This is a genomic window from Halomonas sp. A29, from assembly GCF_046723295.1.
In the GTDB taxonomy this organism is placed as follows: Bacteria; Pseudomonadota; Gammaproteobacteria; order Pseudomonadales; family Halomonadaceae; genus Halomonas.
In genome coordinates this window covers 402,754-417,115 of the sequence record NZ_JAXQPR010000001.1, presented here as the reverse complement: position 1 = coordinate 417,115, position 14,362 = coordinate 402,754, and the positions used below count along the sequence as shown (strand labels likewise).

General features: G+C 64.0%; 14 protein-coding genes. 9 read left to right on the top strand and 5 right to left on the bottom strand.

Annotated features, from left to right (window positions below; genetic code table 11):
* Positions 1-6: 6 nt before the first annotated feature.
* Complete coding sequence (locus SPH52_RS02055) at positions 7-996, top strand: DUF2157 domain-containing protein (protein ID WP_411793336.1); 990 nt, start codon at positions 7-9, stop codon at positions 994-996.
* Here the strand turns inward: SPH52_RS02055 and SPH52_RS02050 are convergent.
* Entirely contained in the window at positions 991-1,671 is a 681-nt protein-coding gene (locus tag SPH52_RS02050; protein ID WP_411793335.1) for a DsbA family protein, read from the bottom strand. The genes SPH52_RS02055 and SPH52_RS02050 overlap by 6 nt on opposite strands.
* 5 nt (positions 1,672-1,676) lie before the next feature.
* On the bottom strand, positions 1,677-2,573 hold the full coding sequence (locus SPH52_RS02045) for an MBL fold metallo-hydrolase (protein WP_411793334.1): 897 nt from the start codon (positions 2,571-2,573) through the stop codon (positions 1,677-1,679).
* Positions 2,574-2,689: 116 nt separating this feature from the next.
* Between SPH52_RS02045 and SPH52_RS02040 the strand changes: the two genes are divergently transcribed.
* Genes SPH52_RS02040 through SPH52_RS02030 form a run of 3 tightly spaced genes read left to right on the top strand, consistent with a single transcriptional unit; the run spans position 2,690 to position 5,240 of the window.
* Entirely contained in the window at positions 2,690-3,634 is a 945-nt protein-coding gene (locus SPH52_RS02040; RefSeq protein ID WP_411793333.1) for a LysR family transcriptional regulator, read from the top strand.
* Positions 3,631-4,707 (top strand): DUF4401 domain-containing protein, encoded by a 1,077-nt coding sequence (locus SPH52_RS02035; RefSeq protein ID WP_411793332.1) that lies wholly within the window; start codon positions 3,631-3,633, stop codon positions 4,705-4,707. The genes SPH52_RS02040 and SPH52_RS02035 overlap by 4 nt, the downstream gene beginning before the upstream one ends.
* A complete protein-coding gene (locus SPH52_RS02030) occupies positions 4,704-5,240 on the top strand; it encodes a GDYXXLXY domain-containing protein (RefSeq protein WP_411793331.1) in 537 nt (178 codons plus the stop codon). Before SPH52_RS02035 ends, SPH52_RS02030 begins: the two co-directional genes overlap by 4 nt.
* Positions 5,241-5,281: 41 nt before the next feature.
* Here SPH52_RS02030 and SPH52_RS02025 read toward each other — a convergent pair whose 3' ends face one another.
* Positions 5,282-6,034 carry a VIT1/CCC1 transporter family protein gene (locus tag SPH52_RS02025; protein WP_411793330.1) on the bottom strand — a complete coding sequence of 251 codons (753 nt, stop codon included), beginning with the start codon at positions 6,032-6,034 and terminating at the stop codon, positions 5,282-5,284.
* 99 nt (positions 6,035-6,133) lie between these two features.
* On the opposite strand from SPH52_RS02025, the gene SPH52_RS02020 reads away from it, so the two are divergent.
* Together SPH52_RS02020 and SPH52_RS02015 are read left to right on the top strand one after the other, a co-directional pair.
* A complete protein-coding gene (locus tag SPH52_RS02020) occupies positions 6,134-6,766 on the top strand; it encodes a Vat family streptogramin A O-acetyltransferase (RefSeq protein ID WP_411793329.1) in 633 nt (210 codons plus the stop codon).
* A gap of 64 nt (positions 6,767-6,830) precedes the next feature.
* A complete protein-coding gene (locus SPH52_RS02015; protein WP_411793328.1) occupies positions 6,831-7,469 on the top strand; it encodes a LysE family translocator in 639 nt (212 codons plus the stop codon).
* A gap of 71 nt (positions 7,470-7,540) precedes the next feature.
* Here SPH52_RS02015 and SPH52_RS02010 read toward each other — a convergent pair whose 3' ends face one another.
* Both SPH52_RS02010 and SPH52_RS02005 read right to left on the bottom strand, forming a co-directional pair.
* Complete coding sequence (locus SPH52_RS02010) at positions 7,541-8,590, bottom strand: 2,3-butanediol dehydrogenase (protein WP_411793596.1); 1,050 nt, start codon at positions 8,588-8,590, stop codon at positions 7,541-7,543.
* A gap of 86 nt (positions 8,591-8,676) precedes the next feature.
* On the bottom strand, positions 8,677-10,473 hold the full coding sequence (locus SPH52_RS02005) for an NAD(P)/FAD-dependent oxidoreductase (protein WP_411793327.1): 1,797 nt from the start codon (positions 10,471-10,473) through the stop codon (positions 8,677-8,679).
* A 357-nt stretch (positions 10,474-10,830) separates the two neighbouring features.
* On the opposite strand from SPH52_RS02005, the gene SPH52_RS02000 reads away from it, so the two are divergent.
* The 3 genes from SPH52_RS02000 to SPH52_RS01990 all read left to right on the top strand — a co-directional run bounded on the left by SPH52_RS02000 (position 10,831) and on the right by SPH52_RS01990 (position 14,358).
* Positions 10,831-12,810 (top strand): sigma-54-dependent Fis family transcriptional regulator, encoded by a 1,980-nt coding sequence (locus SPH52_RS02000; protein ID WP_411793595.1) that lies wholly within the window; start codon positions 10,831-10,833, stop codon positions 12,808-12,810.
* A gap of 225 nt (positions 12,811-13,035) precedes the next feature.
* Positions 13,036-13,899 (top strand): glutathione-dependent disulfide-bond oxidoreductase, encoded by an 864-nt coding sequence (gene yghU / locus SPH52_RS01995; RefSeq protein WP_411793326.1) that lies wholly within the window; start codon positions 13,036-13,038, stop codon positions 13,897-13,899.
* Positions 13,900-14,358 (top strand): GNAT family N-acetyltransferase, encoded by a 459-nt coding sequence (locus SPH52_RS01990; RefSeq protein ID WP_411793325.1) that lies wholly within the window; start codon positions 13,900-13,902, stop codon positions 14,356-14,358.
* The last annotated feature ends 4 nt before the right edge of the window (positions 14,359-14,362 follow it).

Genomic DNA, 14,362 nt, shown 5'->3' with positions numbered 1-14,362 from the left:
AACGACATGGCCTCCATTCGCCGTGAGCTGGTGGCATTGATCGAGCGCGGCGCGATTTCGCGTGAAGAGGTGGCGCGAGCGGTCGCGCTTTCCGGGCTCCACCCTTCAGGGCGGGCCTGGTCAGTGTTCCTGGATCGGTTGCTGCTGTGGCTGGGCGCGCTGGCACTGACCTTCGGCGTGTTGTTTCTGGTGGCTTACAACTGGACCGAGATGGGCCGCTGGCTGCGTTTCGGGCTGGTGCAGGTGGCGCTGGTGGTGGCCATCGGCGTCTACTGGTGGGCCGAAGGGTGCGGCGTCGTGCAAAACATGGTGGCCCGGGCGGCACTCATGGCAGCTTCGCTGCTGCTGGGCGTGCTGTTGGCACTGTTCGGTCAGGTGTACCAGACCGGTGCCGATCCCTGGCAACTGTTCTTCTTCTGGGCTGTGCTGATGCTGCCCTGGGCGGTGGTGGCGCGCTTCGATGCGCTCTGGATCCTGTGGCTGGGGCTGCTCAACCTTTCGCTGTCGCTCTACTTGCGAACCTGGGGCTGGGCGTTCGGCATCCTGTTCTCGAGCGAGACTGCGGTGCTGTGGGGAGTGTTCATACTCAATACGGTAGCGCTGGGGTTGTGGGAGCTGGGTGCGCGGCGCTGGCGCTGGCGCTGGTTATCGGTGGGATGGGCCACGTGTCTTCTGGCGCTGGGCAGCGGCATTCCCCTGACACTGCTGATGCTCATGTTCATCCTGGATGAGTGGGCCGATGTCTCGGCCGCTGTGCTGGTTTACCCGCTGTGGCTGGTAGCGCTCTACGTCGTCTACCGCCACTGGCGGCCGGATCTTTTCATGCTGGCGGGCGGCTGCCTGTCGGTCATCGTGGTAGCCACCGCCTTCTTTGGGCGACATCTGCTGTGGCAGGGTGGGGCGGGTGGCTTCCTGTTCCTGGCTATGTCAGTGCTGGCGCTGGGTGCAGCGGCAGTGTTCTGGCTCAAGCGGCTGCATGCCGAGATGCAGTCATGAGCCGCTGCGTGATAGCTCTGCGAGGCGTTCCAGCCAAGCCGATGGCTGGCCGAGATAACCCATGATGTCCACGACCTCGTGGCGGCCTTCACTTTCAAGTACCAGTGTCGGAAACCCCGCCCCACTCACGCGGGCCAGCAGTTCCCGGCTGGCGTGAATATGCGCCCAGGTCGGCTCGCCCTGCTGTGCGGCATAGGCCGCGTCGAAGGCGGGCCCGTCGAGTCCGATATCCAGCGTCAACGCGCGCAGCACCGCTGGGTCGGCGATGCGCCGCCCCTCGACGTAGTGGGCCGTCTGCATGCGTGCCAACAGATCCAGCCCACGGCCGGCGATCTCGTCGGCAGCCAGCATGCCGGTGATCGGCGGCTCGGAATCGAATACCGCGCTTTCATCGCGCAGCAGATCGTTGTGGTAGGCGTCTCCAAATAGTTGGCCGCTGAGCTGCGCAATTCGCCGGTCATGCGGTTCTACCATCTGGCGCAGCTGCGGCGTCACGGGACGACGGTTGGGACCGGCCATCATGCCGCCGGCGTGTAGCTGTATCGGCAGCACTTGGTGAGCCGCCTGGACCAGCGGTGCGACCGCGTAGCACCAGCCGCACAGCGGGTCGAGAATGTAGTGCAGGGTTACCGCCCCGGCGTTGCCGGGGCGGAAAGCGGTTGCCTGTTGGGTCATGGGGGTTACCACTCCATTTCACCTGTGTTGACTTTGGCACCGATCTCGAGGGCAATGCCCAGGCCCGCTTGGGGGTAGGCCTTCTGCATGGCCTCGATTAGCGCTGCGCTATCCTCGGCTTGAGCCAGTTCCGTCTCGAAACGCTGCAAATAATCCTGCGTATAGGCCACCTGCGAAGCGTCCTGCGGCAGGCCGGGCAACGAGTGACCCGGTACAACGATAGCCGGATTCAGGGCGGCGATCTCGTTCAGTTTCTCCATCCAGGCCGCGCGCTCGGCTGCTGTCTGGGTGTCGGCGGTCCATACGTTCAGTCCTGCGAATACGTTCACGCCACCGGCCACCGCTTCGATCGATGGGATCCACACATAGCTCCGGTGCGGCAGGCTGTCGCCCAGGCCGCGGATTTCCAGTACCTGGTCCTCGAGCATGATTGTGTTGCCGGGCAGCACCTCGGGCAGCGGCACCTGCTGCGGTGCGTTGGTACCCATCCGCGGGCCCCAGACCTGTAACTTGGTCGGCAGGGTGGCCTCGATCTTCTCCACCGTCGGCTCGGTAGCGACTACCTCCGCGTCGGGGAAAAACTGCTTGAGTACGTCGATGCCGAAGTAGTAATCCGGATCGGCCTGGCTGATATAGATCGTTTGCAGATTTTTCCCACTGTCCAGCACCATGGCCGCGATGCGCAGTGCGTCGGCGCGGGTAAAGCCGGTATCCAGCAGCACGGCGTCGTGCTCGCCGGAGACCAGTACGGCATTGACGTGAAAGCTGCCGGCATCGGCGTTATAGACCTGCAGCGTCAGCGGTGCCGCCGCGGGCTCGTCGGTTTGCGCGTTGGCGGATGCAAAGCCCAGTGCCGCAGTGGCGAAGGCGAACCAGCGTAGCGGGGAGAGAGGTTTTTTCATCGCGTTTGTCCTGCAAGGTGATTAAAAGGTGAGGGGCTGTGCACAGGATATTGGATCGAAATGATTGGATATACGCTATTCTGGTCGATAGATTGTCAACCAGATCGAGCGAATGAATGGACCGTTTTACCGCCATGAAGGTGTTCGTCGCAGTGACCGAGCGCGGCAGCGTGACCGCGGCCGCCGAGGCGCTGGATATGTCGCGGGCAATGGCTAGCCGCTATCTCGAGAGCCTGGAGCGCTGGCTGGGCGCGCGGCTGCTGCACCGCACGACGCGCCGCATTGCGCTGACGGACGCCGGCCACGAGGCGCTTTCGCGCTGTCGCCAAATGCTGGACCTCGCCGATGAAGTTCAGCTTGCGGCCGGTGCGCGCGGTGTCGAGCCAAAAGGCCGATTGCGCATCGCCACCAGCCAATCGTTTGCCCAGGCCTGGCTTGCCGAGGCGGTGGCGGAGTTCCTGGCCGGCCACCCACAGGCGCAGGTCGAGCTACTGGTGCTGGAGCGGGCCGTTAACCTGGTGGAGGAGCGGGTGGACTTGGCGGTGCGCATCACCAATCAGCTCGAGGAGTCGCTGGTGGCGCGGCGGCTGTGCACCTGCCGCTCGGTGCTGTGCGCGTCTCCCGGGTATGTGGAGCGGCACGGCATGCCGCAAACCCCCGAGATGCTGGCTGAGCATGATTGTGTGGCACACTCCTATGTCAGCCGTAGTGAAATCCGACTGCGCCGGGAGGGCCGCAGCGTGAGCGTGCCGGTGACAGGTAAACTTTCCAGCAACGAGACGGGCGTCGTGCGCATGGCCACGCTGGCCAGCGCCGGCATTGCGATGCTCCCAACCTATTTCGTGGCCGACGACCTACGCCAAGGCCGGCTAATGTCCGTGCTGCCCGCCTGGGAGCCGGAGCCACTGGGCATACATGCGCTGTACCTGTCGCGCCGCTACCAGCCGCTGCTGCTGCGAGCGATGATCGACTTCCTGGCTGAACGGCTCGGCGGCGATGTGGCGCCCTGGGATCGTGATATCGATACTGCTTGGGTCACTCACACGGAGACATCTTCATGAGCCGCTCCATCACGCCCCTTAGAGAGCGACTTGGCCGAGCCGGCATTACGATGACCGAAGGCGAAGGCGAGCCGACACTCGAGACGCCCTGGTTTGTGCGTGCACTGCAGGCGTTTTCTGGCTGGCTGGCCGCCCTGTTCCTGCTCGGCTTCATCGGCATGGGCGCGGTGTTCGTGCTCGACAGCAGCGTCGCTGCCGCCACCCTGGGGCTGGTGATGATTGCCGGCGCCTTTGCGCTGCTGCGGGGAGCGAACGGAGACTTCGTCGAGCACCTGGCGCTGGCGGGTAGCCTGGCAGGCCAGTTGCTGGTGGCCTGGGCCTTGGGCGCCGCGCTGGAGAGCGTGAGCGCCGGCTTCTGGTGGTCGTTGGTAGGGCTTCAGGCGGTATTGGCGCTGGTGATGCCAAGCCTCACCCATCGCACCTTTTCCGCCTTCGCGGCGAGCCTGGCGTTCTATCTGGCGTTGACCGAAGGCGCCTCGGCGCCTTCGCTGGCCGGCGGCCTGGTGCTGCTGGCGCTGACCGTCCTATGGCTCAACGAGTTTCGCTGGCCGGCACATATGCGCCAGTTGCAAGCACTGGGGTATGGCCTGTTGCTGGGCCTGCTCGCCATTCAGGTCATGGGATATCACGGGCAGTCGCTGCTCCTCGGGCGCTACGATTACGGTACGGGCCTGACCTGGCTGGAGCCCTGGGTGGGGGATGGCCTGGCTACGCTGGCTCTTCTGCTGCTGATTCGCCATGTCTTCCGGCGGCACAGGTACGCCATTGCGCCGAGCGCGCGGGTGGCAGCCTATGGCGCCGCGGCGGTACTGATGCTGCTCTCGCTCCAAGCCCATGGGCTGAGCCAGGGCGCGGTGGTGGTCGCATTGGGCTTCGCCATCGCCAATCGCCTGGTCATGGGGTTTGGGGGGCTACTGCTGCTGCTATCGATCTCGAACTACTACTACTGGCTCGAGGCGACATTGCTGACCAAGGCAATGACGCTGTTCGCCCTCGGCGTTGTGCTGCTGGCGATCCGTTGGGCCATTAGGCACGGCTGGCGGATCGGTGAAACGGAGGGCGCGGGGCAATGAGAGCGACAGCCAAGCTGAACAGGATCATCGTGGCGGCGGCCCTGGTGCTGATCCTGGCCCTGGTCAACTGGAGCATCTGGGCCAAGGAGCGCCACCTGGCCGAAGGCGAGGTGGTGTATCTGGAGCTTGCGCCGGTGGACCCGCGCTCGCTGATGCAGGGCGACTACATGGCGCTGAATTTCGATATCGGCAACCGTATACAGGACGCACTGTACGACAGGCGCTTGGAGAGTGGCGAGATGGATGCCGTCGATGGGCACGTGGTCGTTCGTCTGGACGCGCAGCGGGTCGCGCACTTCGAGCGCTTGGAATCCGTGGAGAGTGCGCTGGAGGCCGATGAAATGCGCCTGCGCTACCGGGTGCGCAACGGCCGGGTCCGGTTCGCCACCGACGCTTTCTTCTTCCAGGAGGGCCACGCCGAGCGCTACGAGCCCGCTCGTTATGGCCAGTTCCGTGTCAACGAAGGCGGCGAACCCCTGCTAGTCTCGCTACACGATGCCGAGCTGGAGCTGCTGGGAGAGATGGAGCGGTGATATGGCTTCGTAGTTTATATGGCGCCGGGGTTGCTCACGAGCTAGCTCAAACCGAACAGCGCATGCGCCAGGTGTCCGCTGATGAAGGCGAGGCTGGCGGCGGCGCCTCCTATCAACAGGGTACGAAGCCCCGAGCGTAACATCGGCCGGTGGTAGACCAGGCTCTTGAGCATCCCGATGTTGAAGAACATTGCACCGGCGATAAGTAGACTTGCCAGGAATTGGGTGGTGGCATCCAGGCCCGGTAGCGCATAGGGCAGTAGCGGCATGGCGCCTACGATGATAAAAGCGAAGAAGGTCGTCAGCGCGGCGTGCAGGGGGCTCAATCCGACAGGCTGCAGGGAATACTCTTCCTTGAGCATGGTGTCCACCCAGATATCGTGATCGTCGGTCAGGGTTTCCACCACTCTTTCCAGCAATTCCCCCTCGAAGCCTTTTGCACGGAAAATCTGGCGTATTTCTTCTCTCTCTCCTTCGGGAATGAGCTGGATATGGTGATATTCGCGACGAGCGACACTGTCGATATGTTCCTGCTGCGCTTGGGAAGCCTCGTAGTTGCTGACGGCCATGCTGAAGCCGTCGGCAAGAAGGTTGGCGAAACCGAGTACCAGGGCGACCGTAGGGGAAAAGCCTGCGCCGAAAGCGCCAGAAACGACGGCGAATGTGGTTACGCACCCATCGATGCCCCCGAGTATCGCATCGGGCATGGAGTTCGCTTGCGGCGGCTGGGACAGGCGCTCCTTCACTGCCTCGGGGCGGTGCTCGGGCTCGAGATCTTCGCGGTCTTGTGCCATGGCGCCCATCCGGAGTGGGTATTATGCGTCTCTTCTCTATCCAAGGAGAATAGAAGAGGGCATCGGTAAACGTTAGCAGATGACATTAGGAGAGCAGCAGTGCATGGACCAGACCCGACCAATAAGCACCCCATGGAAGGGTTTCCCCAGGTGTGCTTCATCAAGAACGTGATCAAGGGCCCGAATATCATCGTCGGCGACTACACCTACTACGACGATCCGGAGGATTCGGAGAACTTCGAGCGCAACGTGCTCTACCATTACCCGTTCATTGGCGACAAACTGATCATCGGCAAGTTCTGCGCCATTGCACGGGGCGCCAAGTTCATCATGAACGGGGCGAATCACAAGCTTTCCGGCATCTCCACCTACCCGTTCCAGATCTTCGGCAATGGCTGGGAGAAGGTCATGCCGGAGCCAAGCGAGCTGCCCTACAAGGGCGACACGGTCGTTGGGCACGACGTGTGGATCGGTTATGACGCCCTCATCATGCCCGGCGTGAAGATCGGCAACGGCGCCATTATATCGTCGCGCTCGGTAGTGGTGAGCGACGTACCGCCCTATACGGTGGTCGGCGGCAACCCGGCCCGCCCCATCAAGCAGCGCTTCCCGCCGGAGGCGGTCGAAACCCTGCAGGCCATTGCCTGGTGGGACTGGCCGGTGGAAAAGATCACCCAGCATCTATCGCTCATCGTGGCGGGCGATGTCGAGGCGCTACAGGCACAGCAATAGCCTTTGCGGTAAGCTCGAGCTTTGCTGTTGATCGCCTGACAGAGTGATCACAAGGAGATGGCTCGTGGAGTGGTGGACCTGGATAACCTACGTGGGCGTGATTACGGCCCTGATCATCTTCCCGGGGCCGGTGGCACTGCTATGCACCAGTCATGGCTTGCGATTCGGTCGGCATCGGGCCTTCGCTACCGTGCTTGGCGGCGGCATAGCGTCGTTGGTTCTGATGGCGCTCTCTGCATTGGGCCTCGGCGCCGTTCTGGCCACCTCGGAAACGGCCTTCTTCGTACTCAAGCTGGTCGGTGGCGCCTACCTGATCTACCTGGGGCTGCAGGCTTGGCTGACGGTACCCCGTTCGCCGATGGCGGAGGTGCCCGAAGTGGGGGTGGCCACGAGGCAATCCGTACCTACCCTGTTCCGCCAGGGTTTCCTGGTGGGGATCGGCAATCCCAAGGACCTGCTGTTCTTCGCTGCTCTGTTCCCCAACTTCATCACCATCGGCGAACCGCAAGTGCTCCAGTTCGTCATCCTGGCGCTGACCTGGCTGGTCATCGACACCACCCTGATGACGCTCTACGCCACCCTGGGCTCGGGCCTGGGCCGCTGGTTCGATAGCCCCGGCAGGATGCGCGCGTTTCATCGCACCACCGGCGGGCTTTTCCTGGGCGCGGGAGGCACGTTGATTGCCTCGAGTGCCAATAGGTAAGCGCCAAGAGGTGAGCTGTAAAAAGCGGCGCAGCCATCATCGTGGCTGCGCCGCTTTCGGTTGCGAGCGACCTACGGCTCCACGATGATCTTCACGTGAGATTTGTCGTTGAGCAGCGTTTCGAAGCCTTTTTCGACCACGTCCGTAAGGGGGATGCGCGCGGTGATCAGGTCCTCCGCGCGGTAGTAGCCCTGTTCCATCAGCGCCATGACGGCGGGGTAGACGTGCCGATAGGCGATGATGCCCTTCATGGTGCGCTCCTTTATCACCAGGTCGTTGGGTTGGAAGGCAGCTTCCGTTTCCCAGATGCTCACGACCACCATCTCTCCGCCGGCGTGGGTACTGTTGATGACCTGGTTGAGTACGGCGGGGATGCCGGTCACCTCGAAGGCGAAGTCCACGCCGCCGCGGGTGAGGTCGTGGATCCGTGCCACCACGTCGCCCTGTTGTGGGTCCAGCGCCGTGGCGCCTAGATCGGTGGCCTTCTGCCGCCGCACTTCGGAAAGCTCGACGGCATAGATCTCGGCGGCGCCGGCGGCCTTGAGGGACTCGATCACCATCAGCCCGATGGGGCCCGCGCCGAACACCACGGCGCTGTCACCGGCTTTCAGCGAACTCTGGCGAACGGCATGCAGGCCCACGGCGGCGGGCTCCACCAGGGCGCCTTGATCGTAGGAGAGCGCCTCGGGCATGCGGTGGACCATGTGTTCGCCGACCACGGTGTACTCCGAGAAACCGCCGCCGCCTCCCGATAGGCCATGGAAGCCCAGCAGGGGCGTAAGATTGTAGCGCTCCATCAGGTAGCTGCCGTCTCGATGGGGCGACAGGATCGGCTCGATGGCGACGCGATCTCCGGGCTTGACCCGAGTAACGCGTTCACCCACCTCCACCACTTCACCAGCGAACTCGTGGCCCATGATGATGGGGGCGCGCTGCTGGCTGAGCGGGTGCGGCTCATCCACTGGAATAAAGATGGGGCCGGCGCTGTACTCGTGCAGGTCGCTGCCGCAGATGCCGCAGGCGGCGACCTTTACCTTGACCTGGTGCGGCTCCTCGATTCGTGGTGTTGTAACCGTTTCCACGCGCAGGTCGCGGGCGCGATACCAGACGGCCGCTTGCATGGTGTGCTTGTTGTCGTTCATGGAATGGCCTCGTTGTTCTTGTGAGGCGAGCCGGCAAGGTGCCGGCCCGCTGTGTCAGGTGAAAATCAGGCGAGGTGATGCACTTCCTGTTGGCCATAGACCGGCGTGGGAATGCCTTCCATGCGCGCTTTGAGCTGTAGCGCCAGGTAGTGGGAGTAGTGGCGCGACTGGTGCAGGTTGCCGCCGTGGAACCACAACGCCTGCTGCTGGGTGGGCTTCCACATGTTGCGCAGCTCGCCCTCCCAAGGACCGGGGTCCTTGGTCGTGTCGGAGCCGAGCCCCCAGCACTTGCCGACCTTGTCGGCCACCTCCTGGGAGATGATGCGCGCTGCCCAGCCGTTCATGGAGCCGTAGCCGGTGGCGTAGACGATCAGGTCGGCGGGCAGCTCGGAGCCGTCGCTGAGCGTCACCGAGCGTGGGTTGATGCGCTCGATGCCCACGCCGCTGCGTAGCTTGATGTCGCCATTGGCTACCAGGTCGCAGGCGCCCACGTCGATGTAGTAGCCGGAGCCGCGCCGCAGGTACTTGAGGAACAGGCCTGAGTCGTCGTCGCCGAAGTCGAGCAGGAAACCGGCCTCTTCGAGTCTCTGGTAGAACTCGGCATCGCGTTCGCGGATCCGGTCGAAGGCGGGCCGTTGGAAGTCGGGCAGCAGCTTGTAGGGAATCGAGGCGAAGATCAGGTCGGCCTTGTCGTGGGTGATGCCGTTCTTCACTGCCTCCTCGGAATAGAGCGGGCCGAGGGCGTGTTCCATCAGCGAGTCGGACTTTACGATATGGGTCGAGGAGCGCTGGATCATGGTCACGTCGGCATCGTTCTCCCACAGCGCCGCGCAGATGTCATGGGCCGAGTTGTTGGAGCCCACCACGACCACTTTCTTGCCACGATAGGCGTCCGGCCCCGGGTGCTGGCTGGAGTGCTGCTGCTCGCCTTCGAAGGTCTCGGCGCCGGGGAAGTGCGGCACGTTGGGCACGCCCGACATGCCGGTGGCCAGGATCAGCTGCTTGGGCCTGAGCGTGACCTGCTCGCCGTCGCGGTTGACTCGCACCGTCCACTCGCCGCTGGCCTCGTCGAAGCTGGCGCCCTCGCACTCGGTGGAGCTCCAGTAGTTGAGCTCCATCACCCTGGTGTACATCTCCAGCCAGTCGCCGATCTTGTCCTTGGGCGCGAACACCGGCCAGTTCTCGGGGAAGGGGATGTAGGGCAGGTGGTCGTACCATACCGGGTCGTGCAGGCACAGCGACTTGTAGCGGTTGCGCCAGGCGTCGCCGGGGCGGGGGTGCTTGTCGAGCACGATGGTGGGCACGTCGAGCTGGCGCAGCCGTGCGGCAAGCCCGATACCGCCCTGGCCGCCGCCGATGATCACGCAGTAGGGCTGGCGTGTGTAGCCGAGCTCCCGCGCTTCCCGCTGGCGCGACTCGAGCCAGGTCTCGCGGGTCTTGCTGGCGCCGTGCTCGGCTCCCATGGGGCGCCTGGCGCCACGTGGTTCGGGATGGTCCTTGAGTTCCTGCATGGTGGTCAGCAGGGTCCAGCATTTGCCGTCCTTCAGGCGCAGGAGGCCCTTGCCATGGGCCACGCCGGTCTCGAAGGTGAACCAGGCTTCGGTCACGCCGTTGGCTTCGGTGGCTTCCCCGTCGATCTGCCAGTTCGCGGGGCGCGCTTCGCCCAGGGTGGCGTTGAGCATCGACTGGATGTCGTCCTTGCCTTCCAGCGTCTTGAGGTTCCAGGTGAAGGCGACCAGGTCGCGCCAGTAGCACTCGTCATGGAACAGGGCCATGACCCGTTCAATGTCGCGCTGCTCCAGCGCGATCTCGAAGTCGCGCAGCCACTGCTTGGCGTGTTGAGTTGGCGTGGGTGTCGTCATCGTTGTTCTCCGCTTGTTGTTAGGGGACGCCCTGTGTTCTGGCAGAAACCGTGCCAGCCGCGGAGGTTGTGCGAGAAGCTCTTTCAGGTGATTGAAAAGATTTATTTTTTTGAGTGGGATAGTAACGGAGATAGTGCGGGGCGCTGTTCTGCCCACCTGTAACGCGCGTGACAGCTGTCACGTTGCCGGGGTGGCCCGGCGTTACACCTGTAAACCCCCGACCAAGGGCGCAGGCGGAGCCGATTGACTCCTGCCCGGTACGGCATAGGCTTGAAGTCAGCTCTGCCACACAACACTGCCACACAACAACAAGGGCCTCTGCTACAGGAGCGTGGCAAGATGGCACCGGAGGCAGCGATGCCATTGCGTAACGAGCAACGCCAGCACATCGAGACCCTGATCCGGCTCAGCGAAGGCCAGCCGGCCGACCTGGGCGGATGCAGGGAAGTGATTCGGCGCTCCTGGGAGCGCTGCGTCGGCGAGTACCGGCTCGACCCCGGCCGCCCTCGTCCCGTGCGGGTGCTGACCCAGCAAGCGCTCAAGGAGCACCGCGAACCGGTGGATGAACTGCTGCACGTCGCCCGGGCGGGTGTCGATCAGCTCTTCACCCAGATCGCCCCGCTGGGCTATGTGCTGCTGCTTACCGACCGGCAGGGCATCACCGTCGATTTCCGTGGCCAGCGCGACCGGGAGTCCGACCTGCGCCGTGCCGGCCTCTACCTCGGCGCCGATTGGGACGAGCGCTACGCGGGAACCTGTGCGGTCGGCACCTGCGTGCACGACGCTCAGGCGATAACCTGCCACCAGAGCGAACACTTCGACGCCACACACATCAGCCTGACCTGCACGGCGGCACCGATCACCGACCCGCAGGGGCAGGTCATCGCGGTGCTGGACATCTCCGCGCTGCAGTCGCCGCGCGCCCAGGAGAGCCAGAACTTCGGTCTGCCGCTGGTTTCGCTCTACGCCCGCATGATCGAGGACGCCTATTTCCTGCACCGCTATCGCCACTGCCTGATGCTGCGCTTCGATACCGCCCGCGAGTTCGTTCATCTCAATGGTCGTGGGCTGATCGCCATCGAGGAGGACGGCAGCTTGATCGCCGCCAATGGCGCCGGCCGCGCGCTGATCGACGCCCACCTGCGGCGCTGGCCACCGTGGTCGCCAGGCTGGCAGCCTTCGATCACCCAGCTGTTCGACGGCGAGCTGGGTGAGCTGCTGGGTATATCGGCGACCAGCGACGACGGCATTCGCGCCTTTCGGGCGCGCGCCAGCGACACCACCTGTTTCATCACCCTGGTCGAGCCGCGTGGCCGGCGCCAATCACCGCGAGGCTTGCCGCCTTCTCCTACGCTTACACCGGTGCCGGCGCTGGACCGGCTCGCCTCGGACGACCCCGCCATGCATCGCGTGCTCAAGCTGGCGCGGCGGCTGCGCAACGAGGAAGTCAGTGTGTTGGTCACCGGCGAGACCGGCACCGGCAAGGAGGTGCTGGCCCGGGCGCTGCACGATAGCGGCACGCGCTCCAAGGGACCCTTCGTGGCGGTGAACTGTGCCGCGATTCCCGAATCGCTGATCGAGAGCGAACTGTTCGGCTACCTGCCCGGCGCCTTCACCGGTGGGCGCAGCAAGGGCATGCGCGGACTGATCCAGCAGGCCGACGGTGGCACTCTGTTCCTGGATGAGATCGGCGACATGCCGCTGACGCTGCAGACCCGGTTATTGCGTGTGCTGGCCGAGCGCGAGGTGATGCCGCTGGGGGCCGAGAAGGCGGTGCGCGTCGATATCCGCGTGATCACCGCCACCCACCGCGACATGAGCGAGCTGATCGCCCGGGGTGGCTTCCGGGAAGACCTCTACTACCGGCTGAACGGCGCCCAGCTGCGGCTGCCGGCACTGCGCGAGCGGGCCGACAAGCACTATGTGATTCGCAACGTCTACCAGGCACTGCTTGCCGAGCGCGAACGGGAGGTGCGTCTGCGTGCCGACGCCATGAGCGCACTGCTGGCCCATGCCTGGCCGGGCAATATCCGCCAGCTCAAGAATGCCCTGGCCTTCGCCCTGGTCACGGCCGAAGGGGACGAGATCACCCTCCACGACCTGCCGGAAGAGTGCCAGGGGCACCTCGGCGCCGCACCGCAGACGTTCGCGGTGACGCAGACAGAAGCAGCGAACGAAGGCGAGGTGCTGCATGAACTGCTGCGTGCGAGCGGCTGGAACGTCAGCCTCGTCGCGCGCAAGATCGGCGTTTCACGACCCACGATCTACCGGCGCATGCGCCGCCATGGCCTGGTGCCGCCCAACTGGCGCGAGGCCGACTCGAAGCTCGAACGTTAACACGCTATCTTTGTGGCTATTGCATGCCTCCCGTTGCCCAGGATCGGGGCGGGATGCGTCGTCACAGGCTTTGTCTGAAAAGTCGGTGAGCGAAGGCCAGACAAAGCGAAAATCGGTGAAAAGACGGAGTTTACGGGATGTAAATGAGTACTTTGAGCCGGTTTTTAACGCCGTATGGTCGAGCGCAACCAGTTTTCGGACAGAGCCTAGCGTATTGGAGCTTTTATGAGTCAAGACAACGAGTACGTACCGCCGAAGGTCTGGAAATGGGAAAAGGCCAACGGTGGCGAGTTCGCCAATATCAACCGCCCCATCGCCGGCTCCACCCACGACAAGGCGCTTCCGGTCGGCAAGCATCCGCTGCAACTCTACTCGCTGGCCACGCCCAACGGGGTGAAGGCCGGCATCATGCTTGAGGAGTTGCTGGCGCTGGGTCACTCAGGCGCCGAATACGATGCCTGGCTGATCCGTATCGGCGAGGGGGAGCAGTTCGGCAGTGGCTTCGTCGAGGTCAATCCCAACTCGAAGATCCCGGCGCTGATGGACCACAGCACCACGCCGCCTACCCGGGTGTTCGAATCGGGCTCGATCCTGCTCTACCTGGCCGAGAAGTTCGGCGAGCTGTTACCCCGCGACCCGGCCGGGCGTACCGAGACCCTGAACTGGCTGTTCTGGCAGATGGGCAGCGCGCCGTATCTCGGTGGCGGCTTCGGCCACTTCTACGCCTACGCCCCGACCAAGATCGAGTACGCCATCGACCGCTTTGCCATGGAGGCCAAGCGCCAGCTCGACGTGCTGGACCGGCGCCTGGCCGAGAGTCGCTACCTCGGCGGTGACGAATACACCATCGCCGATATCGCCAACTGGTGCTGGTACGGTCAACTGGCGCTCGACCGCGTCTACGATGCCGGCGAATTCCTGCAGGTGCAGGAGTATGAGAATGTGCAGCGCTGGGCCAAGGAGATCGATGCCCGCCCGGCGGTGCAGCGCGGGCGCATGGTCAACCGCACCTTCGGCCCACCGGAGCAACAGCTGCACGAGCGCCACGACGCCAGCGACTTCGAGACGCAGACGCAGGACAAGCGCTAGGTGACGGTCATAGCGCCAAGACGGTTGGAGCTCCGCGACCTGAAAGCCTGCGCGGCACTGTTCGCGCAGGTGTTCTCCGCGGAACCTTGGAGCGAACCTTGGGGTGTCGATGGAGCTCTGGCGCGGCTTGAGCATTTCCACGCGTCGCCCGGCTTCGTGGGGATGCTGTCGTTAGGCGACAAGGGTGAGGTCATGGGTTTCGTGCTTGGTAACCTCGAACCCTACCTGGATTGTCACCTGTTCTACCTGCGGGAGATGTGCGTCGCCTCGCAAAGGCAGGGCCAAGGTATCGGCTCGCAGCTCTATCGGGCTCTGGAGCGGGAACTGGCTGAGCGAGATGTTCGCGCGGTCTACCTGGCCACGGGGCGGGATATCCCTGCTGCGGGATTCTACCAGGGGCTGGGCTTTCGCTGCAGCGAGACCATGGCGTTCTATGCCAAGGGTTTGAAGGGAGATTAAGCGG

What these genes read in the sequence shown, in the direction of transcription:
- SPH52_RS02055 (WP_411793336.1), top strand. Translation starts at nt 7, where the DNA reads ATGGCCTCCATTCGCCGTGAGCTGGTGGCATTGATCGAGCGCGGCGCG.
- SPH52_RS02050 (WP_411793335.1), bottom strand. Translation starts at nt 1,671, where the DNA reads ATGACCCAACAGGCAACCGCTTTCCGCCCCGGCAACGCCGGGGCGGTA.
- SPH52_RS02035 (WP_411793332.1), top strand. Translation starts at nt 3,631, where the DNA reads ATGAGCCGCTCCATCACGCCCCTTAGAGAGCGACTTGGCCGAGCCGGC.
- SPH52_RS02005 (WP_411793327.1), bottom strand. Translation starts at nt 10,473, where the DNA reads ATGACGACACCCACGCCAACTCAACACGCCAAGCAGTGGCTGCGCGAC.
- SPH52_RS02030 (WP_411793331.1), top strand. Translation starts at nt 4,704, where the DNA reads ATGAGAGCGACAGCCAAGCTGAACAGGATCATCGTGGCGGCGGCCCTG.
- SPH52_RS02025 (WP_411793330.1), bottom strand. Translation starts at nt 6,034, where the DNA reads ATGGCACAAGACCGCGAAGATCTCGAGCCCGAGCACCGCCCCGAGGCA.
- yghU (WP_411793326.1), top strand. Translation starts at nt 13,036, where the DNA reads ATGAGTCAAGACAACGAGTACGTACCGCCGAAGGTCTGGAAATGGGAA.
- SPH52_RS02040 (WP_411793333.1), top strand. Translation starts at nt 2,690, where the DNA reads ATGGACCGTTTTACCGCCATGAAGGTGTTCGTCGCAGTGACCGAGCGC.
- SPH52_RS02045 (WP_411793334.1), bottom strand. Translation starts at nt 2,573, where the DNA reads ATGAAAAAACCTCTCTCCCCGCTACGCTGGTTCGCCTTCGCCACTGCG.
- SPH52_RS02000 (WP_411793595.1), top strand. Translation starts at nt 10,831, where the DNA reads ATGCCATTGCGTAACGAGCAACGCCAGCACATCGAGACCCTGATCCGG.
- SPH52_RS02010 (WP_411793596.1), bottom strand. Translation starts at nt 8,590, where the DNA reads ATGCAAGCGGCCGTCTGGTATCGCGCCCGCGACCTGCGCGTGGAAACG.